Below are 22,668 nucleotides of genomic sequence, written 5' to 3' on the forward strand. Positions count from 1 at the left end.
CGCGGGAGCGGTCTCTCGAGCGATCAGCCGGCCGTGTCCGCTGCCACCGCCGTGCCCTCCTCGGGGCGGCGTGCCCGCGACCACTCGCTGAGCGCTCGCTCCCGCGCCCGGTCGTAGGGCAGGAAGAGCAGCGGGACCAGGCCCACCAGGGCGAAGAGGATCGGCACCCCGGCGGTGGCCAGGCGGATCGCCTCCTGGGTCTGCGGAGACTGCACCGCGGCGGTGATGTCGTAGCCGCCGGCGGTGAGGATCGCCATGTACAGCACCATCTGCACCCCCGCGATCGGGGCGGTCAGCAGCGCCCGGACCGAGGCGATCGACCCCGCCTTGCGCACCCCGGTGAGGCGTTCGTTGTGGTCGATCAGCGCGGCATCCAGCGCGGTGGTGGCGGTGGAGACCGTGTATCTGCCGGTCATGATCAGTACGTAGCACAGCAGCACGTTCCACCAGGTATCGGCCCAGAGCAGCAGGAGCGTGAAGCCGCCGAGGTAGGGCAGCGCCGCGACCCACATCGCAGTGCGCGAGCCCAGGCGCTTGATGCCCCGCGCGATCAGCGGCAGCAGCACCAGCACGACGAGCATCGAAGCGGTGTCCGCAAGGGTGGCCTGGATGCCGGTGGAGCGGACGACATGGTCCATGAAGTACAGGAACGCGGTGAAATAGATCCCCATCGGGGCCATGAACAGCATGCCGTGGAAGAACAGCGCCCAGAAGGCGCGCATCCGCACGACGGAGCGCAGGTCCGTGAGCAGGCGGGAGGCGGTCACCGGTGCTGCGCCGCCGTCGCCCAGCTCGTACAGCTCCGGCGGGTCGCGCAGAGCCCAGGCCGCGAACGCGTAGACGGCGCCGTTGACCAGCACCACGCCCATCAGCATCACGTTCAGCGTGATCCGCTCGGTGACGGCGTCGCCCACCAGCATCTGGGTGGCGACCACGGTCGCGACCGCGGAGATGACGTTCCCGATCCAGGCCCGGGCGACCTCGACGTCGATCCGGTCCTCGCGGGTGGGGGCGGCGAGGTAGACATAGCTGGTCGCAGAGATCAGGTACAGCGTCGAGGCGACGTCGAACAGGAACAGCTCGATGAGGAACACGGTGAAGATCGCGGCCTGCGACCAGGACGACGGCGTCCACGCCATCAGCACCAGGCCCAGCAGGAGGAAGGGGATCGTCACCCGCATCACCAGCAGGAACTTGCCCTTGCCCGGGCGGTAGCGCATCTTGTCCAGCAGCACCCCGAACACCGGATCGTTCAGCACGTTCCAGATGTTGAAGATCAGGTACACCCAGCCCACGTACCGCGGATCCATCCCCACCACGTCGGTGTAGAACTTCACGTAGACGTTGTGGATGATCACCGAGGACATCCACGCCGCCGGCAGCGGCGTGGCCAGCAGCAGCCGCCGCTTCAGCGGCATCGCCATCTCAGACTCCCCCGGCTCGCCCCGCACTCGCGAGCGGGTGGGACGTCGAGGCGGTCATCTCAGCTCACCCGCAGCCGGTGCTCGCCGGCCCCGGGGGCCAGCAGCACCGTGGCGTGCTCCCGCCGCAGCTCCTGGCGGCGACCGTCGACGAGGTGCTCGACCTCCCGCTCCGGCGGGATCCAGAACTCGCTCGGCGCATCGCAGTCCCTCCCGGTCCAGGCCGCACGCCAGCCCCCACCCGCGGAGGTGCCGGCCCGCAGATCCCGCCCGGCCACGGCGCGGGGCCGCGGCCGACGCAGCCGCGCCGCCGCCTCCGTGGTCGCGAACCCCGGCTCCCAGCACCAGTAGAACCAGCTCCAGGCTCGGGCATCGAACAGCTCCAGCTGCGCATCGGCGTGCCGCGCGATGCCCTCATGGGTCGCGAACGCGCCCCATTCGCCGACGATCACCGGCACGCCGAGACCCTCGCCGGTCTCCGCGGCGCGCTCGAAGATCATGGTCACGCGGGTGTCGCTGGCCTGCGGCATCGCCGCGGTGTCCACCACCAGGTCGTAGCCGTGGGGCGAGTACACCCAGGCCGGATCCGGCAGCGGCGGGATCGCGGCGGGGATGCCGATGTTGCCGAAGTAGTCGTGCTCGCGCAGGATCAGGCCGCGCGGATCCGCCTCCCGGATCGCTCGCGCCGCCGCGGTGTACAGCGCATGGACAGGGCCCTGCTCGAACTCGGCCAGCATCGGCGCGACCCGATCCCCGAGGGCGCGATGCAGGGAGGGGTCCTCGAGCTGGGCGAGCTGGGAGAGCTTGGCGGCAGGGTCGGCGAAGTCAGCCCTCACCTCCTCCGGGTCCTGGCCGGTGAGCTCGGCGAAGACGTGGATGATCGCCCCGAACAGCTGCGGCGCGGCGGAGCCCGGGGTCGGCTCGTTCAGCACGTCGTACCCGATCACCGCCGGATGCGCGGCGAACCGCTGGGCGAGCATCCCCCACATCGCCACGAAGCGGGTGCGGATCCCGACGCCGTCCGCGGCGGGGGCGTCGGCCCAGAAGGCGTCACAGGCCTCGTGCACGGCGGGGGAGGAGAGATAGGCGTCCGACCACAGTGCGGTGGCCTCGAACCGCTGCGCCGTCAGGGTCGCCCAGGCCGGGGCGCCGTTGCCGAAGGACTGCGAGAACAGGTCCTGGTGCCCGTCGAGGATCACCGCGAGCCCGGCGGCGTGCAGCAGGTCCAGCTGCTGGGCGAGCCAGTCCAGGTGCTCCGGGGAGTATTCGCCGGGTCGGGGCTCGGTCGCCGACCAGTTCACGCCCAGGCGCACGCTGTCCAGGCCGAGCTCGCGCAGCTGGGCGAGGTCCGCAGCGGTCCAGCCGCCGCGGAACGCGGAGGGATCGGTCGCGCCGGGACTGCCCTTGGCGACCAGGTTGATGCCATGCAGGATCCGTTGGCGACCGTGCTCGTCGACGAGCGTCGACCCCTCGGTGGAAAGCGACATGGCCCTGTCCCCCCTCGACTCGGTGAGCCCCGCAGGCGCTGCGCTGCGCCGCGGTGACTCCACGGTAGTCGCTCCCCGGAGGGGGCACTCGGGGAATCGGGGAATGGATGACGGCCCGCTGCGGAGGGACCTCACCAGGGCGGCGAGGGGGCGAGCAGTCGGCGGGCGGTGGCGTTCAGGGCTGGGGCGGAGGGGCGACGCTGCCGCGCGGGACGACGGTGGTGTGGACGGCGAGGACGTTCTCCGGGCGCTCCCCGGCGATGACGGAGAGCAGGGTGGTCAGCGCGAGCTCCCCACGCTGCTGATCGGCGGTGGCGACGGTGGTGAGGCCCGGGGAGAGGTGGGCGGCGAGCGCGTTGTCGTCGTAGCCGGTGAGCGAGAGCTCCTGCGGGACGCGGATCCCGTGGCTGTTGGCGAGGGAGAGGCCCGCGATCGCCATCTGGTCGTTGGCGTACAGGATGCCGGTGGGAGGCTGGGGCAGGTCCAGCAGCTGCGCGGTGGCATCGCGGCCGGACTCGGCGGTGAAGTCGCCCTCGACCACGAGCGAATCGTCCAGGCCCCGCGCCCGCATCGCGGCGCTGAAGGCCGCGCCGCGCACCCGGGCGTGGATGAAGCGTGAAGGCCCGGAGACGTGCGCGATCCGGGTGTGGCCCGCCTCGGCGAAGAGCTCGACGAGCTCCTCGACAGCGGAGGAGTCGTCGGAGTAGATCGTGGGCAGCCCCCAGGTCTCCTCGAGGCCCGGGGCGCGAGCACTGAGCACCACAGCGGGCAGGCCGAGCTCTGCCATCAGCGCGAAGCGTGGATCGCCCACACGCACATCCAGCAGGATCACCCCGTCGGCGCGGCCCGCGGCCAGATGCTCGTAGGCGGTGCGCTCCGCCTCCTCGCTGGTGGCCGTATGCAGGATCAGGCCCATGCCGTGGGCGGCGAGCACCCGCTCGCAGCCGGCGATGAACCCCGGGAAGAAGGTGTCGCTGGCGAGGATCTCGGGGTCTCGAGCCACCACCAGGCCGACGGCACCGGCGCGCACCGACCCCGGCGAGCGGGCGTCGTAGCGCGGAGTTGCCCGCGGCGCCCCGGCGGCCGTGGCGTTCTGGAACCGAGTGCTCTCGGCACCGGCGTCGCCCCGGCGGACGGCATCGCCGTGGAGCGCCTTGTCGAGGGTGCTCATGCGGGTCACCTCCGGGGTGAGGTCGTCGGCGGGCCAGAGCTCTTCGGCGTCGTCGCAGTTCGGGACAGGTCCCCTCCCCCCGAAACGGTGCGGTGAGTGGCTATAGAACCGGGTTGACCGGCGGGTGTCAATTCTTCCCGGGACGATCTCGGCGGGTGGGCCCGGCAGCATCTCTGGACCGGGGACGTCCTGCGGTGAGATGCTGGGCTCAGCGGCGCGGGTGCGTGCTGACGCGCCCCCGGACAGGAGGGGCTCCGATGGCGGCGATACCCGGCACTATGCAGGCCATGCGGCTGATGGGCCACGGCGGCCTGGACCAGCTCGTCCACACCCGGGAGGCGCGCACTCCCGCCCCGGCGCCGGGGGAGGTGCTGATCGACGTGCACGCCTGCGGGATGAACAACACCGACATCTGGGTGCGCGAGGGCGCGTACGGGTCCGAGACCGATCCCTCGGAGGTCTCCAGCTGGCGGCGCGGCCGCTCCACCCTGGAGTTCCCCCGCATCCAGGGAGCGGACATCGTCGGCCGCATCGCCGCGGTCGGAGGCGGGGTGCGCCGGGACCGGATCGGCCAGCGGGTGATGGTCGACTTCAGCCTCTACCACCGCCCCGAGGGCGATGACTCCCTGGCGGACATCGACTACATCGGCCACGGCCGGGACGGCGGCTTCGCCGACTACGTGGCGGTGCCGGCCGCCAACGCCCACCAGATCACCGCCGATATCCCCGACGCGGGCCTGGCGACCTTCTGCTGCGCCTATCTCACCGCCGAGCAGATGCTGGACCGCGCCCGCCTCGCCGAGGGGGAGAACATCCTGATCACCGGCGCTTCGGGCGGGGTGGGATCGGCACTGATCCAGCTCGCGCGGGTGCGTGGCGCGATCCCGTACGCGCTCACCAGCGCCGGCAAGGAGCAGGCACTGCGGGACATCGGCGCCGAGGACGTGGTGCTGCGCGGCGGCGAGGACCTGGTCGGTGAGGTCGCCCGCACCGCCGGCGGGCCGATCGACGTGGTCGCCGACCTGGTGGGCGGGGAGATGTTCAACGACCTGCTGCGGATCCTGCGGCCGGAGGGCCGGTACACGACCGCCGGCGCGATCGGCGGCCCGGTGGTCCAGCTGGACCTGCGCACCATGTACCTCAAGCACCTCGAGCTGCACGGCTCCTCCCAGGGCACCCGCACCGCCTTCCGCCGCCTTATCGGCTATATCGAGACCGGGCGGATCCGGCCCCTGCTGGAGCGCACGTTCCGCCTCTCGGAGCTGCACGAGGCGCAGCGCACCTTCCTCGCCAAGCGCTTCATCGGCAAGCTGGTGGTGGTCCCGGACCGTCACTGGGAGAGCATCGGGGCGCCCCATGCGCCGTGAACGCAGCATCACCCTGATCGACGCCCAGTCCGGCGGGGACGTGAGCCGCGTGGTCACCGCCGGTATCCGGGCGCTTCCCGGGGCGAGCGTGCTCGAGCAGGCCCGCTGGCTGCAGCGCGAGGGGGACGGGCTGCGTCGCCTGCTGCTCTCGGAGCCCTACGGCGACCCGGCGATGTCGGTGGACCTGATCGTCCCGCCCAGCCATCCCCAGGCACAGGCCGGCTTCATCATCATGGAGGCGATGGGGTACCCCATGTACTCCGGCTCCAACACGCTCTGCGTCGCCACCGCCCTGCTGGAGAGCGGGATGATCGAGATGACCGGCGGCGAGCAGCGGATCGTGCTGGAGTCCCCGGCAGGGCTGGCCCGCATCACCGCGACCACGGCCGACGGGCGGGTCGAGCAGGTCACCACCCAGGGCGAGCCCGCCTACGTCGCCGAGCGCGGCCTGCGGGTCGAGGTGCCCGAGCACGGACCGGTGGTGTTCGACCTGGTGTGGAGCGGTGCGTACTACGCGATGATCCGCGCGGCGGAGCACGGCTTCGAGCTCACGGCCGACGAGCAGATCGCACTGACCGCCGTCGGCGACGCCTTCGTGCGCACGGCCCGACCCGGGCTGCGCCAGGAGCATCCCTCGCTGGGGGACGTCGGCCCGCTGCCCTTCGTCCACTTCATGGGCCGGGTGCGCCGTCGGGAGGACGGCACGGCCCATTCCCGCTCTGCCACCTACGTGCATCCCGGCGTGATCTGCCGCAGCCCCACGGGCACCGGCACCTCCGCCCGGCTCGCACTGCTGGCCGGGGACGGCGAGCTCGGACCCGGCGACACCCTGGAGACCATCTCCCCGCGCGGCAACCGCTTCGTGGGCACCGTGCTCGGACCCACCACCGTCGGTGGCTTCCCCGCCTGGGACTCGACCATCACCGGCACCGCCCGGCTGATGGCTCGCTCCCGCCTCACCGTGGACCTGGACGACCCGCTGGTGGACGCCTCGGACCTGGCAGGGGTGCTGAGCGGCTGACCAGTGGCGCCGCCCTCCCTCGGTGCGGATGCCGGGCGCCAGGGCCGTGTCGCCGACGGGCCGCTGGTGCGGTGAGCTGGCAGATATGCCAGCTCCCCTCGCCACCAGCCCGTGCGTGACACGGCGGATCACGACCACCGGCCCTCGCCCTGCCTGCTCGCGGCAGCAGGAGGCGCAGGAGCACCCACCTCCTCGCGGGCGGAGCGAACGCGACTCCTGCGCAATGGTCAGCAAACCCTGTATGGTCAGTGCATGCTGACCAGAGCTTCCCGTCTCGATGTCATGAACCGGCTGGGCCGTGCGATGGCCGATCCCACCCGCTCCCGCATCCTGCTGTCGCTGCTCGAGGAACCCGGCTACCCGGCCGTGCTCGCCGCCGAGCTGGACCTGACCCGCACGAACGTCTCGAACCACCTGGCGTGCCTGCGCGGCTGCGGGATCGTCGTCGCCGTCCCGGAGGGCCGACGCACCCGCTACGAGATCGCCGACGCGCATCTCACCGCCGCGATCGGCGCCCTGGTCCAGACGGTGCTGGCGGTGGACGACGGACTCCCCTGCACCGATGAGCACTGCACGGTACCGCTGTGCTGCAGCACCCCGGCCGACCTCACAGAGACGGGTCGATGAGCGACGACTGCTGCGGCCCGGTGAAGACGGCCCCACCGCCCGTGCCCACTGCGGATGTCTGCTGCGACGCCGCCGCCGCCCCCGGCGAGACGCTCGAGCTCGAGGACCGTGCGCCGTGGTGGCGGGACCGCTCCCTGGCGCTGCCGCTCGCCGCGGGCGTGCTGTGGGTGGCCGGCCTGCTGCTGGTCTGGACGGGCCTGGACCTCGCCGGGCTCGTCGTGCACGCCCTGGCACTCGCCGCCGGTGCCTGGACCTTCGTGCCCGGCACCCTGGCCCGCCTGGTGCAGGGCCGTGGCCTCGCCCGGCTCGGTGTCGGGCTGCTGATGACCCTCGCGGCGCTGGGCGCGGTGCTGCTGGGTCACGTCGGGGAGGCGGCGGCCCTCGCCTTCCTGTTCTCCCTCGCCGAAGCGCTCGAGGACCGTTCGATGGACCGCGCGAAACAGGGGCTGCGCTCCCTGCTCGCGCTGATCCCCGAGACCGCGCGCGTCTCCCGGGCCACCGGTCCCGAGAGCGTCCCCGCCGCCGAGCTCCGCACCGGGGATGTGCTGCTGCTCGGTGCCGGCGACCGGGTCGCCACCGACGGGGTGATCCTCGAGGGCCGCTCCTGGCTCGACACCTCGGCGATCACGGGGGAGTCGATCCCGGTCGAGGTGGGACCCGGCGACGAGGTGCACGCCGGTTCCCTGAACGGCTCCGGCTCGATGTCCCTGCGCGCCACCGCCGACGGCCGCGACAACTCGCTGACCCAGATCGTGCGCCTGGTGGACCAGGCGCACGCCGCGAAGGGGGAGCGAGCCCGGCTCGCCGACCGGATCGCCCGACCGCTGGTGCCCGTCGTGCTGGTGGTCTCCGCCCTGGTCGCGCTCGTCGGCCTGGTCACCGGTGAGCCCGGCACCTGGATCGAGCGGGCGCTGGTGGTGCTGGTCGCCGCCTCGCCCTGCGCGATGGCGATCGCGGTGCCGGTCACGGTGATCTCCTCGATCGGCGCGGCCAGCAGGTTCGGCGTGGTGATCAAGTCCGGGGCCGCCTTCGAGCAGCTGGGCACGATCCGGACCGTCGCCCTGGACAAGACCGGGACCCTCACCCGCAACAAGCCGGAAGTGGCGGAGGTCGCGACGGCCGAGGGCCGCCGCCGCGAGGAGATCCTCGCGCTCGCCGCCGCCCTGGAATCCAGCAGCTCCCACCCGCTGGCCAGCGCCGTCCTCGCCGCGGCCGACGCCACCGGGGAGAGTGCTGCACAGGCCGCGGAGGTCCAGGAGTCCTCGGGCCGCGGCCTCACCGGCCAGGTCGCCGGGCGCGCGATCCGGGTGGGCAGTCCGCGCTGGATCGCCCCCGGCCCGCTCGCCACCCGCACCGAGGACATGGCCGCCCGGGGGATGAGCCTCATCATGGTCGAGGAGGACGGCCGCGTGATCGGCGCGCTCGGGGTGCGCGATGAACTGCGCCCCGAAGCGGCCTCGACGGTCGCCGCCCTGCATGCCCAGGGGATCCGCACCGTGATGCTCACCGGCGACCACGCCCTCACCGCCCGTGCGATCGCCGAAGCGGCGGGGATCGACGAGGTCCACGCCGAGCAGCTGCCGGCCGAAAAGGCCGCCCACGTCCGCCGGCTCGCCGCCCAGGCGCCGACGGCGATGGTCGGCGACGGGATCAACGACGCCCCAGCCCTCGCCTCGGCGACCGTCGGGATCGCGATCGGCGTCACCGGCACGGCCGCCGCCGTGGAATCGGCCGATGTCGTCTTCACCGGCACCGAACTGCAGCAGCTCCCCGCCGCGCTCGCCCACGCCCGCCGCGGCCGCCGGATCATGACCGGGAACATCGCCCTCGCCCTCGCGATCATGGTGGTGCTCTTCCCGCTGGCACTCCTCGGGGTGCTGGGCCTGGCGGCCGTGGTGCTGATCCACGAGGCGGCCGAGGTGGTCGTCATCGCCAACGGCATGCGCGCGGCGCGTACCGGGGGTGGGGTGCGTGGCCGGCGCGAGGTGAGCGCGCGATCCGGGACCGCGCAGCGGAGCGGAGTGCCGGTCGGGTGAGAGCTCGCGTGCTCACGGTGTCGCGCGCCCCATCGTCCCGTCTTCCGGCGTCATCGTGATCTCGGTGGGATTCCCGGTACTGTGCGGAGCAGCCGGCCGCAGCAGCCCGGCACCCATGCGTTGCCCTCACCATCATGCGCAGGGGTTCTCGACCTGAGGAACGCACCATGGACCAGATCACCGTCGCCGGCCATCCCGACCCGATTCCCGCCAGCCCCGTTGCCGCCACGCTCCTTCAGCAGCGGCTCGAGGCCGCGCGCGAGACCCGTGGCGCCGCAGCCGCCGACAACCTGGAGAGCCTGGTCGGCGCCCGGATCGGTGAGCTCCTCGCCGAGGGCATGCACAGCATCGACCTGGCGACCATGCGCTCCCTCGTTGATTTCGTCGAGACCCCCGTGGAAGAGGAGGACACCTCCGGCCTCGGCCGCATGGTCCAGGGGATCCGCGACAAGGCCGCCCAGCGCGGCAAGCGCACGATGAGCTGAGCCCACGAGACGGGCGGCACGGCCTACGGTGCTTCCATGAGAGCCGTCACCACCCCTGCCGACCGCGCCGCCGGTGTCCTGCTGGGCCTGGCCTGCGGTGACGCCGCCGGCGTCCCCTACGAGTTCGCCTCCGCCCCGTACGATCCGCGACGGGGCCCGGAGATGATCGGCGGCGGGCTCGGCCCGTACGCCCCGGGGGAGTGGTCCGACGACACCCAGATGGCGCTGTGCATCGCCCGCGTCGCCGCCGCGGGCGTCCCGATCGACTCCTCGGAGGGACTGGATGCGATCGCGCGCGGTTTCCTCGGGTGGGTGCGAGAGGGCGCGACCGACGTCGGCACCCAGACTCGCCAGGTGCTCGGCGCGCTGCGGTCGGATGATGGCGGTCCCGGCCTGGCCGCGCGGATGACCTCGATCGCCGCCCAGCTGCACCAGCGCACCGGTCGCACCGCCGGCAACGGTGCCCTGATGCGCACCGCCCCGGTGGCGCTCGCCTTCGTCCAGGATCCGGAGCGCACCGCCCGCGCCGCCCGAGCGGTCGCTGAACTCACCCATGCCGATCCGCTGGCCGGGGACTCCTGCGTGCTGTGGTGCGAGGCGATCCGGGCCTCCGTGATCGACGGCACCGCGCATCAGCCGCTCGCCCTGGACCTGCTGCCGCCCGAGCGCCGTCACGCCTGGCAGGCCCTGGCCGATGGCTCCTGGCGCGACGGCGCCCCGGCGGCGCTGGCCTCGAACGGGTTCACCGTGATGGCACTGCATGCCGCGCTCCATGCAGTGGAGCAGGGCCGGGCCGCGGCCGACGCCGCCTCCGGCGGTACCGAGCACGTGAGCGGGGCCGCCGCGGGGCAGCATGCCGAAACCACCTATCGCGAGGGCGTCGCAGCGGCAGTAGCGCTGGGCGACGACACGGACACCATCGCCGCGATCGCCGGCTCGCTGCTGGGAGCCTGGTGCGGCGCCGACGCGATCCCGAGCGAGTGGACCGCGGTCGTCCACGGCTGGCCGGGCTACGACGGCGCCGGGCTGCGGGAGCTGGCAGTGGAGATCCTCGACGGATCCCATCGCCAAAGGTGCCACCAGGTACCTGTTCCTGAGGAGGGTGACCCGGTCCCCTGACGGGTCCCCTGGCAGTCGCGAGCACACTGGCGACAGCTTTCTGGCGGCGACGAACCTGCCAGGGGCAGGCGTTCATCCGGCGACACAGGGGTGCTGCTTATGGCTCTCATAAGCTAGCGTTCCGGGCATGATCTTCACCGGCCTCCTCCTCGGCGCCATTCTCGGCTACATCCTGCAGCGCTCCCGGTTCTGTGTCACAGGTGCGTTCCGGGACCTGTACATGGCCCGCTCGGCGCGCTACTTCGTCCCCTTCCTCCTCGCCATCGCCATCCAGGCCATCGGTGTTGCGGCGCTGACGGGCATGGGCGTCATCGCCCCGGAGCCCGCCACCTTCGCGCCGCTGGCCGTGATCGGCGGCGGGCTGCTGTTCGGTATCGGCATCATCATGGCCGGCGGCTGCGCGACGGGCACCTACTACCGCGCCGGCGAGGGCCTGATCGGCTCCTGGGTGGCGCTGGTCTTCTACGCCCTGTTCGCCGCAGTCATGAAGTACGGTCCGCTCAGCGGCTTCACCGAGGCGGCCCGTGCCCGCACCGTGGGCGACGCGACCATTCAGGAGACCCTCGGGGTCAGCGTCTGGGTGCCGACCGTCCTCTTCTCCGCCCTGGTCGCCGTGCTGGTGGTGCGCCAGGTGCGCCGCCGCGCCGCCCGCCATGCCGATCGTCGGAGCGTGCGCCTGCCCGCCCGCCGCACGGGCCTCGGCCACTACCTCGCCGACATCCCCTGGAACCCTTGGGTGGGCGGCGTGCTGCTGGGGCTCCTCGCGATCGCCGCCTGGGTGCTCTCCACCGCCGCCGGCCGCAACGGGGGCCTGGGCATCACCACCCCCTCGGCCAAGATCATCACCTTCCTCACCACCGGCGACGTGACCCTCGTGGACTGGTCCGTGATGCTCGTGCTCGGCATCCTGGTGGGCTCCTTCATCGCCGCGAAGCTCACCGGCGAGTTCCGCTGGCGGGTGCCGGATGCGACCACCATCCGGCGCAGCGCCGGCGGCGGCCTGGCCATGGGCGTGGGTGCCGCGCTCGCCGGCGGCTGCACCATCGGCAACTCCCTGGTCGAAACCAGCCTGTTCAGCTACCAGGGCTGGGTCTCCTTCGTCGCGATCATGCTCGGCACCTGGCTCGCCGCCTGGTTCTTCCTGGTGCGCCCGCAGAAAGCCGCCGCCGGCAGCCGCCCCGCCCCGGTGCTCGCCCCCGCCGCCTGACCCCGACCCCCGGACCCCGACCTCGCGATCCCGGCTTCCTGGCCATCGGCCTCCCGAGCTCCCGGCCCCGCCCCGCTGACCGACATCCCGCACCACCGAAAGGACCCCTCGTGCCTGCCTTCACCCTCCAGACCAACGGCGCCGTCTGCCCCTTCCCGCTGATCGACGCGAAGAACGCGATCCAGCAGCTGAACACCGGCGATGACCTGATCATCAGCTTCGACTGCACTCAGGCCACCGACTCCCTGCCCCAGTGGGCCGCGGAGGACGGCCACGAGGTGGTCGCCTTCGACCGCATGGGCGATGCGGGGTGGTCCATCACGGTGCGCAAGGGCGCCTCAGCGCCCACCCCCTGAGCGCCGACCTCCCGAACGGCCCCGGCCCGGACCCCGAGACGGGTCCGGGCCGTCGCGCGTCCGATCGTCAGGTTCTGAACCAGATTCGCCCCCGACCTGGTACAGGACCTGACGATCGCTGTCGGCGCCGCGGGTCCAGTCGGCGCCGCGGGTCCAACCGGCACCGCGGGTCCAACCGGCGCCGCGGGTCCAGTCGGCGCCGCGGGTCCAGCCGGCGCAGCGGGCCGGACGGGCGTCGTGAGCCCAGCCGCCACCGTCATGCCTGTCGGCGCAGCGGGCCCAGCCGATGCGTCCCACGGCCCGAACTTGCGATTCCGGCTAAATATAGTTCGGCGCTACTTGCGATGATCGCAAATGCGTCGTACGGTATGCGACGGACCGTGATGCGACGAACTGGACGAGAGGGAGTGGGGCACTCTTGAGACTGCCGATCCAAGCAGGAGCAACACCTGATCACAGGCGTTCTCGGGGCTCGACAGGGGGCCCCGCGATCCTTGCAGCAGGTACGGCGACCCGTCGCGGAGTCCTCGGGGGAGGGCTCGGCCTGGGGGTGAGCGCCGTTCTCGCTGCGTGCGGTGGGGCCGCCGCTCCTGCCCAGCAGTTCGATCTCGAGGGGCCGCCGGTCGAGGGTGGATCGCTGCGGGTCGGCTTCGTCGGCGGCGGTGCCTCGGACACCCTGGACGGCGCGATCGCCACCAACCTCGGCGACATCGCCCGGGCCGTGAGCATGTACGACACGCTGCTGTACTTCGATGACGACTACGTCCTGCAGCCCCTGCTCGCCACCTCCGTCACCCCGAACGACGACGCCACCGTCTGGACCGCCGAGCTGCGCGACGACATCACCTTCAGCGACGGGCGCCCGATCACCGTCGAGGACGTCATCTCCAGCTTCGAGCGGATCGTCGACCCCGAGGACCCCAAGTCCGGGGCCGCCTCGCTCAGTCATCTCCAGGAGATGGTGAAGCTCGACGAGCGCACGCTCGAGTTCCGGCTCGACACCTCCGACGCCGCACTGGACGAGACCTTCGGCCAGTACAGCTCGATCATCGTCCCCACCGACTTCGACGTCGCGGCACCGGTGGGCTCCGGGCCCTTCATGCTCGAGAGCTTCACCGCCGCGCAGTCCACCGTGCTGCGCCGCAATCCGCACTACTGGGGCGCGGAGGGTCCGTATCTCGACGAGGTCAGCCTGCTGAACTTCAACGACACCGATGCGCTGATCAACTCGCTGCTGTCCAACCAGGTCGACGCCATCGCCCAGATCCCGCCGGCGCTCACCGAGGTCATCGCCTCGGACCAGCGGATCAAGATCCTCAACTCCGAGACCGGCATGTACCTGCCCTTCACCATGCGCGTGGACAAGGCACCGTTCGACGACGAGCGCGTGCGTCAGGCCTTCCGCCTGGCCGCGCACCGCGAGGGGATGATCGAGCAGGTCCTCTCCGGCAAGGGCACCATCGCCAATGACATGTTCGCCGCCTTCGACCCGGCCTACCCCGGGGAGCTGCCCCAGCGCACCCAGGACATCGCCGAGGCGAAGCGGCTGCTGGCGGAGGCGGGATACCCCGACGGCCTCGAGGTGGAGCTGGTCACCGCCCCCATCCAGGCCGGCGTCGTCGAAGCCGCGCAGGTGTTCGCCGAGCAGGCGGCCGAGGCCGGCATCACCGTGTCGATCAACCGCATGGACCTCACCGCCTACTGGACCGACTACCTCAACTACGACTTCTCCCAGTCGTTCTGGTACACCCGCAACTTCCTCGCGCAGTCGAACGCTGCGGTGATGCCGGGCGCTCCGTTCAACGAGACGCACTGGGAGGACGAGGAGTACATCGCGCTGGTCGAACAGGCCCGCGCCGAGGTCGACGACGCGGCCCGGGGTGAGCTCATCGCCCAGGCCCAGGAGATCCTGTACGACCGCGGCGGCTACCTCATCTGGGGCTTCGCGAACCAGATCGACGCCTATCAGGGATATGTCGGCGGCTTCGTCGAGAACCGCACCGGGATCCCGCTGTCCGGGTTCCGGTTGGACCGCGTGTGGATCGGAGAGGCCGCATGATCGCCAAGCTCATCGTCCGTCGGCTGGCCATCAGCCTCGTCATCCTGCTGGCAGTCTCGCTGCTGGTCTTCGGTGCGACCCTGCTCCTGCCGGGGGATCCGGCCCGGGCGATCCTGGGCCAGCAGGCGACCCCCGAGCGGATCGCCGCCCTGCACCAGCAGATGCATCTGGATCAGCCCGCCTGGCAGCGCTACCTGTCCTGGCTCGGCGGCCTGGTCACCGGTGATCTGGGCATCTCGGCGGCATCCGGCCAGCCGGTGATCGACCTGCTGGCCGATCGGGCCCGCGCCTCGGTGTTCCTCATGGCCGCCGCCGCGCTGATCAGCATCCCGGCCGGTCTCGCGCTGGGCATCTGGTCCGCGCTGCGCCGCGGCCGGGTCGCGGACAGCGCGATCACGGGCATCTCGCTGGTGCTCGCGGCCCTGCCCGAGTTCGTGATCGGCATCGCCCTGGTGGCCCTGTTCGCCACCACCGTGCTGAGCATCCTGCCCGCGGTGACCATGTCCCCGCCGGGATCGCAGGTCTGGGACTTCCCGGCCCAGCTGATCCTGCCCACCGCGGTGCTGGTGCTCGTGGTGACCCCGTACATCGCCCGGATGATGCGCGCGACCATGCTCGAGGTGCTCGACTCCGGCTATGTGGAGATGGCCCGGCTCAAGGGCGTCCCCGAGCGCCGCGTGATCCTGCGCCACGCCCTGCCCCATGCGATCGGACCGGTCGCCCAGGTGGTCGCGATCCAGCTGGCGTGGATGGCCGGCGGCGTGGTCGTGGTCGAGTTCCTGTTCCGCTATCCCGGGCTCGGCCAGGCCCTCATCGAAGCGGTCGACTATCGCGATGTGCAGGTGGTGCAGGCGGTGACCATGATCGTCGCGGTCATCTACATCGTCGTGAACCTGCTGGCGGATGTCGTCGGCATCCTGGCCAACCCGAAGCTGCGCACCGGAGGTGACAGGTGATGTCCCAGGCCATGAATGCAGGCTCCACCGGCACGGGAGCCGACGACCCGATGGTCGCGAACCCCACCGCCACGGAACCCACCGGCCCCGAGGGGTCGGCCGTCCCCACCGGGAGCACGCGCCGCAACTCGGTGCTCACCCGCTTCTGGGCGCAGCGTCAGGCGAAGGTCGGCGTGGCGCTGACGGCCCTGGTCGTCCTCGCCGCGTTCCTGGGACCGCTGCTGCTGCCGTGGGCGACCGGCTACTCCGCCACGGAGTTCGCCGACCGTCCCTTCCAGGACGCAGGGCCGTTCGGCACCGACAACCTCGGCCGTGACGTGCTCAGCCGGTTCCTGGCCGGCGGCACCTCGCTGATCCTCTACTCCGTGCTGGCCACGGCGCTGGGACTGGTCCTGGGGCTGCTGTTCGGGATGGTCGCCGCCTATGCCGGCGGCAGGCTCGACTCCCTGCTCATGCGCGCCAACGACGTGCTGCTGGCGATCCCGCAGCTGGTGTTCGCGCTGCTGGCCATCACCGTGCTGGGCCCGGAGCCCTGGGTGCTGGTGACCGTCATCGCCATCACCCATGCCCCGCGCATCGCCCGGGTCACGAGGTCGGCCACGCTGGACGTCATCAACGAGGACTACATCCGGGCCGCCGAGATGTATGCGACGCCGCGGATGCGGATCCTGTTCCGCGAGATCCTGCCCAACATCACCGGTCCGCTGGCCGTCGAGGCCGGGCTGCGGCTGACCTATTCGATCGCGGCGATCGCCTCGCTGTCCTTCCTCGGCCTGGGCATGCAGCCGCCGGCCGCGGACTGGGGCCTGATGATCAACGAGAACCGCATCGCGCTGTCGCTGCAGCCCTGGGGCGTGATGCTGCCGGTCCTCGCGATCGCCGTCCTGACCATCGGGACCAACCTGATCGCCGATTCGATCGCGCGGGCCTCCGCGAGCACGAACGTAGGGGAGAAGTGATGTCGAGAGCACGCAGGGTCCAGGAGACCCTCACACCCACCGGCGCGCCCATGGTCGAGGGCTCGGCCTGGCACAGCACGGTCGCGAGCGGCGGCGACGTCCTCGAGATCGAGGACCTGCGGATCGTGACCACCTCGGGTTCTCGCCCGATCATCCAGGGAGTCGATCTGCGCCTGCGCCAGGGCGAGCTGCTCGCGCTGGTCGGAGAGTCCGGCTCCGGCAAGACCACGGTGGGACTGGCCGTGCTCGGCCGTTTCCGTCGTGGGCTGACGCATGCGGGCGGCATGGTCACCGTCCACCCCTCCAACCACACCTCTGCTGCGGTGATGACCGACCTGGGCGAGGAGGCGCTGCGGCGCCTGCGCGGCTCCCGCGTGTCCTACATCCCGCAGGATCCGGCACTGTCGCTGAACCCGGCCATGCGCGTCGGCGAGCAGATCAGCGAGGTGCTCAAGATCCACGAGTTCGGAGCCGACGACGCCGAGCGGACCGAGCGCGTGCGCGGCGTGCTGCGGGAGGTCGGACTGCCGGACGACGACGCCTACCGGCGCCGCTGGCCCCATGAGCTCTCCGGCGGGCAGCAGCAGCGCATCGGCATCGCGATGGCCTTCGCGATGTATCCCGACGTGCTGGTGCTCGACGAGCCGACCACCGGGTTGGACGTGTCCACCCAGGCCGTGGTGCTCGAGACCATCCGCGAGATGACGCTCAAGAACAGCGTGGCCGGGCTCTACATCACCCACGACCTCGCGGTGGTCGCCGAGATCGCCGACCGCGTGGCGGTCATGCTCCAGGGCGAACTGGTGGAGGAGGGCCCCACGGCCGACGTGCTCGGCACCCCGCAGCACCGCTATACCCGCACCCTGCTCGCCGCCGTCCCCGACCTCGCCGGGAAGAACAACATCGGAGAGTTCGAGGCGCGCCGCAAGGCCGTCCAGGCCGCAGAGGCGGGAGAGGCCGAGCGGCCCGCCACCACCGCCACCCCCCGCGAGGCGGATGCGGCGGCGGCCCCGGCCGCCGAGGCGACCGCCGGCGATCCCCTGCTCGAAGTGCGTGACGTCTCGCTGTCCTACGGCACGAAGCAGGTGCTCACCAGCGTCGACCTCACCCTGCGCACCGGCGAGTGCACCTTGCTGCTGGGGGAGTCCGGCTCGGGCAAGACCACCCTCTCGCGGGCGATCGCCGGCCTGCTGGACCACTGGTCGGGCTCTGTCAGGTACCAGGAGGAGGAGCTGCCGCGGTCCACCCGCCGGCGCAGCCTCGCCCAGCGGCAGGGCATCCAGTACGTCTTCCAGTCCCCGTTCTCCTCACTGAACCCGCGCCGCACGCTGGGCCAGTCGCTCGCCGTGCCGCTGGAGATGTCCGGCGAGCTCAACGCGTCCCAGCGCCGGGATCGGGTCCGCGAGGCGCTGGACTCGGTGCGGCTGGGGAGGTCCTTCTTCGACCGTCGGCCGGGAGACCTCTCCGGCGGTGAGCGCCAGCGCGCGGCCATCGCCCGGGCGCTGGTGAACATGCCGCAGGTGCTGGTGTGCGACGAGATCACCTCGGCACTGGACGTCTCGGTGCAGGCCAGCATCATCGACCTGCTCAGCCATCTGCGGCAGGAGCGGGGGCTGTCGATGCTCTTCGTGACCCACAACATCGCCCTGGCCCGCCACGTGGCCGAGCGCGTCGCCGTGCTGGACCACGGCGTGATCGTCGACGATGGACCGACGGACCAGGTGCTCACCGCGCCGGACCACCGTTACACCGAGGAGCTGCTGCAGAACATCCCGACCCTCTGAGGGCGGGACGGGGAGGGCATCGGGCCGCGAGGCCACGGCCCGCCCCAGCAGCCGACGACGCAGTGGGAGGCACCATGTCGACATCACCTACACCGATGACCGCCGCCGTGGACACCGCGGAGGCCGCGAGCTCCTCCGCGGAGGCCGTCCGCGGGCGGGTCCGGTCCTGCATCGAGGAGTCCGGTCTGGCCCAGCGCGAGTTCGCCCGCCGCATCGAGCTCGAGGAGACCAAGCTGTCCAAGGCGCTGAAGGGCACTCGCCGCTTCAGCCCGGCCGAGCTGGTGCGGATCGCGACCGTCGGCGGTGTCACCGTGAACTGGCTGGTCTCCGGCTCGGACTCGGCCTCCGGACCGGCTGCGGTCCCCACCGCGGCGAGCCTGCCCCGGCGGGGGCGTGAGGCTCCGGAGCAGGGGCGCAGGCGGCAGACGATCGTCGAGACCGCCTGGGAGCTGTTCGCCTCCCGCGGCCTGCACGCGGTGAAGATCTCCGAGATCGCCGCCGAGGCCGGGGTCAGCACCGCCGCGGTCTACCACTACTTCTCCGGCAAGCGCGAGCTGTTCGAGGAGACGCTGCGCTACTCGGTCAAGCTCGCCTTCGATCGGCAGGTCGCCTCCCTGCACCTGATCTCCGGTCCGTGCGAACGGCTCGAGCACCTCATCGGCCTGCAGCTGCCCGCCGACGGCGCCCGGGCGCAGGAGTTCGCGATCTGGCTGCAGGCCTGGTCCGAGGTCGCCGTCGGCGCCGGCTCCCAGCAGAATCACGCCTTCGCCTATCAGCGGTGGTACCGCACGGTGCACGACGTGCTGCGCGAGGGGCAGGAGTCCGGGGTCTTCGCCGCCGAGCCGCTCGAGGACCTCACCACCCAGTTGACCAGCCTGATCGACGGGCTCGGCATCAAGGTGCTGGTCGGCACGATCAGCGTCGAGCAGATGGCCTCCCAGCTCCATCGCTTCGTCGAACGCCTCGTCGTCGCCCGCCCTTGACCACCCCGAGACCCCGACCCACCCAATACCTGGACCCACCCCCACGAAAGGGACCCCCTATGAGCCGCAAGGTCATCCTCACCTGCGCCGTCACCGGCGCCGGCGACACCGCCGCCAAGAGCGAGCACGTACCTGTCACCCCCGAGCAGATCGCCGCTGACGCGATCGCCGCCGCCCGCGCCGGCGCCTCCGTCGTGCACATTCATGTGCGCGACATCGAGACCACGCAGGGCTCGCGCGACGTGGAGCTGTACAGCGAGGTGGTGCGCCTGATCGGCGAGAGCGACGTCGATCCCGTCATCAACCTCACCGCCGGCATGGGCGGTGACCTCACGGTCGACCCCAGCGATCCCACCCGGGAGCTGGGCACGCTCGAGGGCACCGACCTGGTCAGCGGCCTGGACCGGCTGCCGCATGTGGAGAAGCTGCGCCCGGAGATCTGCACCCTGGACTGCGGATCGCTGAACTTCGGCGAGGGCAGCCAGCTCTACGTCAGCACCCCGGAGATGCTCCGTGAGGGCGCCGCCCGCATCAAGGAGCTCGGGGTCAAGCCGGAGATGGAGATCTTCGATACCGGGCAGCTGTGGTTCGCCAACGTCATGGTGGCCGAGGGCCTGATCGCCCCGCCGCCGATGTATCAGCTGTGCATGGGGATCCCCTACGGCGCCCCCGTCGACACCGGCCTGCTGGATGCGATGGTGCACATGCTGCCGGAGGGGGCGCAGTGGACGTCCTTCGCCATCGGCCGCGACCAGCTGCGCTGGGTGGCGCAGTCGGTGCTGCTGGGCGGGCACGCCCGGGTGGGGCTGGAGGACAACCTCTACCTGCGCAAGGGCGTCAAGGCCACCAATGCTCAGCTCGTCGAGGAGGCCGGGAAGATCATCGACTCCCTCGGCGACCAGGTCGCCACGCCCGACGAGGCCCGCGACATCCTCCAGCTCGACCGGAAGGCTCTCTCCGCATGACCACTGCATCCGCTGCTCCCACCCCCGATCCGCGACCGCCCGAGGTCGCCGAGGTCACCACGATCGCCTGCGTCGGCATCGGCACCATCGGCGGCGGCTGGGCCGCCTACTTCCTCTCCCGCGGCTACCGGGTCCGGGCCTGGGACCCCTCGCCGGAGGCCGGGGACCGGGTCCGTGCGCTGATCGACGCCGCGTGGCCCGCGCTGACCCAGCTGGGTCTGGCCGAGGGCGCCGATCAGCACGCCATCTCCGTCCACACGGGTCTGGCCGAAGCGCTCGACGGCGCCCAGTTCGTGCAGGAGAGCGGCCCCGAGGTGCTGGAGATGAAGCAGCAGCTGCTGGCGGACATCGATGCGCACGCCGCCCCGGGCGTCATCATCGCCTCCTCCACCTCCGGGTACTCGATGACGGAGATGGCGGTGGATGCGGCCTCGCCCGAGCGGCTGGTCGTCGGCCACCCCTTCAACCCGCCCTACCTGATCCCGCTGGTCGAGGTGGTCGGCGGCGAGCAGACCTCGCCCGCGGCCGTCGACTGGGTCTCGGCCTGGTACGAGCACCTGGGCAAGTCCGTGATCACGATGGACCACGAGGTGCCCGGTTTCATCGCCAACCGTCTACAGGAGGCGCTGTGGCGGGAGGCGCTGCACATGGTGGACAACGGTGAGGCGACGGTCGAGCAGATCGACCGCTCGATCACCGACGGTCCCGGCCTGCGCTGGCCCCTGCAGGGCCCGATGCTCACCTTCCACCTGGCCGGCGGGCCCGGCGGGATGGCCCACATGCTCGACCACTTCGGGCCCTCGCTGAAGTCCCCCTGGACCCGGCTGGAGGCTCCGGAGCTGACCGACGAGCTGCGCGGCGCCGTGGTGGCAGGCTGCGATGACGAGGCCGACGGGCGCACCGTGCCCCAGCTCGTCGCTCAGCGCGACCAGGCGATCATCGCGGTGCGCCAGGCGATCGAGCAGCTGCGCCGGGGCACCGCGGCATGAGTGCGCTGCCCGTATACCGCACCGAGGTGCGCGAGGAGTGGATCGACTACAACGGACACCTCTCCGAGGCGTACTACGTGCTCGTGTTCGGCTTCGCCACCGACGAGGTGATGGAGCAGATCGGACTGGGCACCGCCGAGCGCGCGCGGGCCGGCTCCTCGCTGTACACCGTCGAGGCGCATGTGCGGTACCTGCAGGAGGTGTCGCGCGGCGCGGAGCTGGTGGTGACCACCGCGATCGCGGGCTCCGCGGCCAAGAAGCTGCACCTGGCGCACGAGATGCGGGTGGACGGGGAGCTGGTCGCGACCGAGGAGATCCTGGCGCTGCACGTGGCCGGGGATCCGGCCCGGTCCGCGCCCTTCCCCGAGCCGGTCGGAACCCGGATCGCCGACGTCGCGGCCGCGGGACCTGCCCGGCCCGACTGGGTCGGACGCGCGATCCGCGTCTGAGCCATGCACGTCCCCCCGTCCGATATCTGCAGGAGGAGTTCCCCGATGCCCACATCCACCGTTCCCGCCGGTGAGCCGTCCGCGGTCACCGTCCGCGCCGGCGACGGGCTGCCCGGCGACATCGCCGAGCGTCTCGTCGAGATCTTCGGTCGCCACCTCGCCGCCTCCGGGGGTGGGATGGCGTTCTCCGTCCACCGCGCCGGGCAGCCGCTGCTGCAGCTGCATGGCGGACAGGCGGCACCGGGCCGGCCATGGACCGCGGACACCATGGCGGTGCTGTTCTCGGGGACCAAGGGACTCACCGCGACCCTTACCGCGCTCCTCATCGGCCGGGGGCAGCTGGACCCCGAGGCCCCGGTCGCGCAGTACTGGCCGGAGTTCGCCGCGGCCGGCAAGGAGCAGGTGCGGATCCACCACCTGCTGGACCACACCGTCGGCCTGCCCTACGTCGACCCCGACCCGGCCACTGACGCCGAGAGGCTCGACAACCACCTGATGGCCGAGCGCCTCGCCGCCCAGCCGACGCTGTGGGAACCGGGCACGAAGGTCGCCTACCACGCCCTGACCTACGGCTACCTGCTGGCGGAGGTGCTGCGCCGGGTCAGCGGATCCGGGGTCGGGGAACTGCTGCGCACCGAGCTGGCAGAGCCCTTCGGACTCGATGTCCATCTGGGACTGCCGGAGTCGGAGGAGGCGCGGGTCGCCCCGGTGTTCCGTGCCGCGGGCTACCGGATCTCCACCTATCTGCAGGACGATCCGGAGCGGCGCGCGATCGTGGACCGGATGTACGGCAGCAGCCTGACCGCCGAGAACCCGCCGTTCAACACCCGCGCCCACCACGCCGCGGAGCTCGCCGCCGGCGGCGGGATCGGCACGGCCGACGCGATGGCGAAGCTGTACTCCCTGCTCATCGCCGCCGACGAGCCGCTCCTGCCGGCCGACACGCTGGCCCGCGCCACCCGCACCTGGTCCCAGGGCACGGACACGATCAACGACCGGCCGGTGCGCTTCGGCCTCGGCTATGAGCTCGATGACCCCATCGGCACCTACGGCCCGGTGCGCCCCGCCTTCGGCCACACCGGTGCCGGTGGCGGGCTGCACGGCGCCTGGCCCGAGCAGGACCTCGCCTTCTCCTTCCTGCCCAACGAGATGCAGAGCGAGGACGTGGACCGACGGGTCAAGGACCTGCTGGAGGTGCTGGCGGAGGTGGCGTGACCGCAACGGCGC

The 22,668-nt window shown here is 71.7% G+C and carries 20 protein-coding genes; 17 read left to right on the forward strand and 3 right to left on the reverse strand.

The features are described from left to right. Positions 1-23 precede the first annotated feature (23 nt). The 3 genes from ACHUEU_RS12190 to ACHUEU_RS12200 all read right to left on the reverse strand — a co-directional run bounded on the left by ACHUEU_RS12190 (position 24) and on the right by ACHUEU_RS12200 (position 4,079). Positions 24-1,424, reverse strand: a complete 1,401-nt coding sequence (locus ACHUEU_RS12190; RefSeq protein ID WP_394216396.1) for an MFS transporter — start codon at positions 1,422-1,424, stop codon at positions 24-26. Between the two features lie 59 nt (positions 1,425-1,483). Continuing rightward, the gene (locus tag ACHUEU_RS12195) at positions 1,484-2,908 is read right to left on the reverse strand and encodes a glycoside hydrolase family 5 protein (protein ID WP_394216397.1); all 1,425 of its coding nucleotides are present in this window, start codon (positions 2,906-2,908) and stop codon (positions 1,484-1,486) included. A 175-nt stretch (positions 2,909-3,083) separates the two neighbouring features. After that, the gene (locus ACHUEU_RS12200) at positions 3,084-4,079 is read right to left on the reverse strand and encodes a LacI family DNA-binding transcriptional regulator (protein WP_394216398.1); all 996 of its coding nucleotides are present in this window, start codon (positions 4,077-4,079) and stop codon (positions 3,084-3,086) included. A 257-nt stretch (positions 4,080-4,336) separates the two neighbouring features. Here ACHUEU_RS12200 and ACHUEU_RS12205 point away from each other — a divergent pair, with 257 nt between their 5' ends. The 17 genes from ACHUEU_RS12205 to ACHUEU_RS12285 all read left to right on the forward strand — a co-directional run bounded on the left by ACHUEU_RS12205 (position 4,337) and on the right by ACHUEU_RS12285 (position 22,656). Continuing rightward, positions 4,337-5,446, forward strand: a complete 1,110-nt coding sequence (locus tag ACHUEU_RS12205; protein ID WP_394216399.1) for an alcohol dehydrogenase family protein — start codon at positions 4,337-4,339, stop codon at positions 5,444-5,446. Next, positions 5,436-6,467, forward strand: a complete 1,032-nt coding sequence (locus tag ACHUEU_RS12210; RefSeq protein WP_394216400.1) for a proline racemase family protein — start codon at positions 5,436-5,438, stop codon at positions 6,465-6,467. Before ACHUEU_RS12205 ends, ACHUEU_RS12210 begins: the two co-directional genes overlap by 11 nt. Before the next feature lie 252 nt (positions 6,468-6,719). After that, on the forward strand, positions 6,720-7,094 hold the full coding sequence (gene cmtR / locus ACHUEU_RS12215) for a Cd(II)/Pb(II)-sensing metalloregulatory transcriptional regulator CmtR (protein WP_394216401.1): 375 nt from the start codon (positions 6,720-6,722) through the stop codon (positions 7,092-7,094). Further along, positions 7,091-9,130, forward strand: a complete 2,040-nt coding sequence (locus ACHUEU_RS12220) for a heavy metal translocating P-type ATPase (protein WP_394216402.1) — start codon at positions 7,091-7,093, stop codon at positions 9,128-9,130. Before cmtR ends, ACHUEU_RS12220 begins: the two co-directional genes overlap by 4 nt. Positions 9,131-9,297: 167 nt before the next feature. Then, positions 9,298-9,615 (forward strand): hypothetical protein, encoded by a 318-nt coding sequence (locus tag ACHUEU_RS12225; RefSeq protein ID WP_394216403.1) that lies wholly within the window; start codon positions 9,298-9,300, stop codon positions 9,613-9,615. A gap of 36 nt (positions 9,616-9,651) precedes the next feature. Continuing rightward, the gene (locus tag ACHUEU_RS12230) at positions 9,652-10,734 is read left to right on the forward strand and encodes an ADP-ribosylglycohydrolase family protein (protein ID WP_394216404.1); all 1,083 of its coding nucleotides are present in this window, start codon (positions 9,652-9,654) and stop codon (positions 10,732-10,734) included. A gap of 127 nt (positions 10,735-10,861) precedes the next feature. Continuing rightward, a complete protein-coding gene (locus ACHUEU_RS12235) occupies positions 10,862-11,941 on the forward strand; it encodes a YeeE/YedE family protein (protein ID WP_394216405.1) in 1,080 nt (359 codons plus the stop codon). A gap of 110 nt (positions 11,942-12,051) precedes the next feature. Beyond that, a complete protein-coding gene (locus ACHUEU_RS12240; RefSeq protein WP_394216406.1) occupies positions 12,052-12,297 on the forward strand; it encodes a sulfurtransferase TusA family protein in 246 nt (81 codons plus the stop codon). A gap of 550 nt (positions 12,298-12,847) precedes the next feature. Next, a complete protein-coding gene (locus ACHUEU_RS12245; RefSeq protein WP_394216407.1) occupies positions 12,848-14,356 on the forward strand; it encodes an ABC transporter substrate-binding protein in 1,509 nt (502 codons plus the stop codon). Further along, positions 14,353-15,312 (forward strand): ABC transporter permease, encoded by a 960-nt coding sequence (locus tag ACHUEU_RS12250; RefSeq protein ID WP_394216408.1) that lies wholly within the window; start codon positions 14,353-14,355, stop codon positions 15,310-15,312. Before ACHUEU_RS12245 ends, ACHUEU_RS12250 begins: the two co-directional genes overlap by 4 nt. Beyond that, positions 15,312-16,271 carry an ABC transporter permease gene (locus ACHUEU_RS12255; protein WP_463454940.1) on the forward strand — a complete coding sequence of 320 codons (960 nt, stop codon included), beginning with the start codon at positions 15,312-15,314 and terminating at the stop codon, positions 16,269-16,271. The genes ACHUEU_RS12250 and ACHUEU_RS12255 overlap by 1 nt, the downstream gene beginning before the upstream one ends. Then, positions 16,271-18,055: an ABC transporter ATP-binding protein gene (locus ACHUEU_RS12260; protein WP_394216409.1), complete on the forward strand. Its 1,785-nt coding sequence runs from the start codon at positions 16,271-16,273 to the stop codon at positions 18,053-18,055. The genes ACHUEU_RS12255 and ACHUEU_RS12260 overlap by 1 nt, the downstream gene beginning before the upstream one ends. Before the next feature lie 74 nt (positions 18,056-18,129). Beyond that, the gene (locus tag ACHUEU_RS12265; protein WP_394216410.1) at positions 18,130-19,038 is read left to right on the forward strand and encodes a TetR family transcriptional regulator C-terminal domain-containing protein; all 909 of its coding nucleotides are present in this window, start codon (positions 18,130-18,132) and stop codon (positions 19,036-19,038) included. 59 nt (positions 19,039-19,097) lie between these two features. Further along, complete coding sequence (locus ACHUEU_RS12270; RefSeq protein WP_394216411.1) at positions 19,098-20,003, forward strand: beta-keto acid cleavage family enzyme; 906 nt, start codon at positions 19,098-19,100, stop codon at positions 20,001-20,003. After that, positions 20,000-20,992 (forward strand): 3-hydroxyacyl-CoA dehydrogenase NAD-binding domain-containing protein, encoded by a 993-nt coding sequence (locus ACHUEU_RS12275; protein ID WP_394216412.1) that lies wholly within the window; start codon positions 20,000-20,002, stop codon positions 20,990-20,992. Before ACHUEU_RS12270 ends, ACHUEU_RS12275 begins: the two co-directional genes overlap by 4 nt. Beyond that, the gene (locus ACHUEU_RS12280) at positions 20,989-21,441 is read left to right on the forward strand and encodes a thioesterase family protein (protein WP_394216413.1); all 453 of its coding nucleotides are present in this window, start codon (positions 20,989-20,991) and stop codon (positions 21,439-21,441) included. Before ACHUEU_RS12275 ends, ACHUEU_RS12280 begins: the two co-directional genes overlap by 4 nt. Positions 21,442-21,486: 45 nt before the next feature. Next, positions 21,487-22,656: a serine hydrolase domain-containing protein gene (locus tag ACHUEU_RS12285; protein ID WP_394216414.1), complete on the forward strand. Its 1,170-nt coding sequence runs from the start codon at positions 21,487-21,489 to the stop codon at positions 22,654-22,656. The last annotated feature ends 12 nt before the right edge of the window (positions 22,657-22,668 follow it).

This window comes from Brachybacterium vulturis (assembly GCF_043641765.1).
GTDB classification, from domain to species: Bacteria; Actinomycetota; Actinomycetes; order Actinomycetales; family Dermabacteraceae; genus Brachybacterium; species Brachybacterium vulturis_A.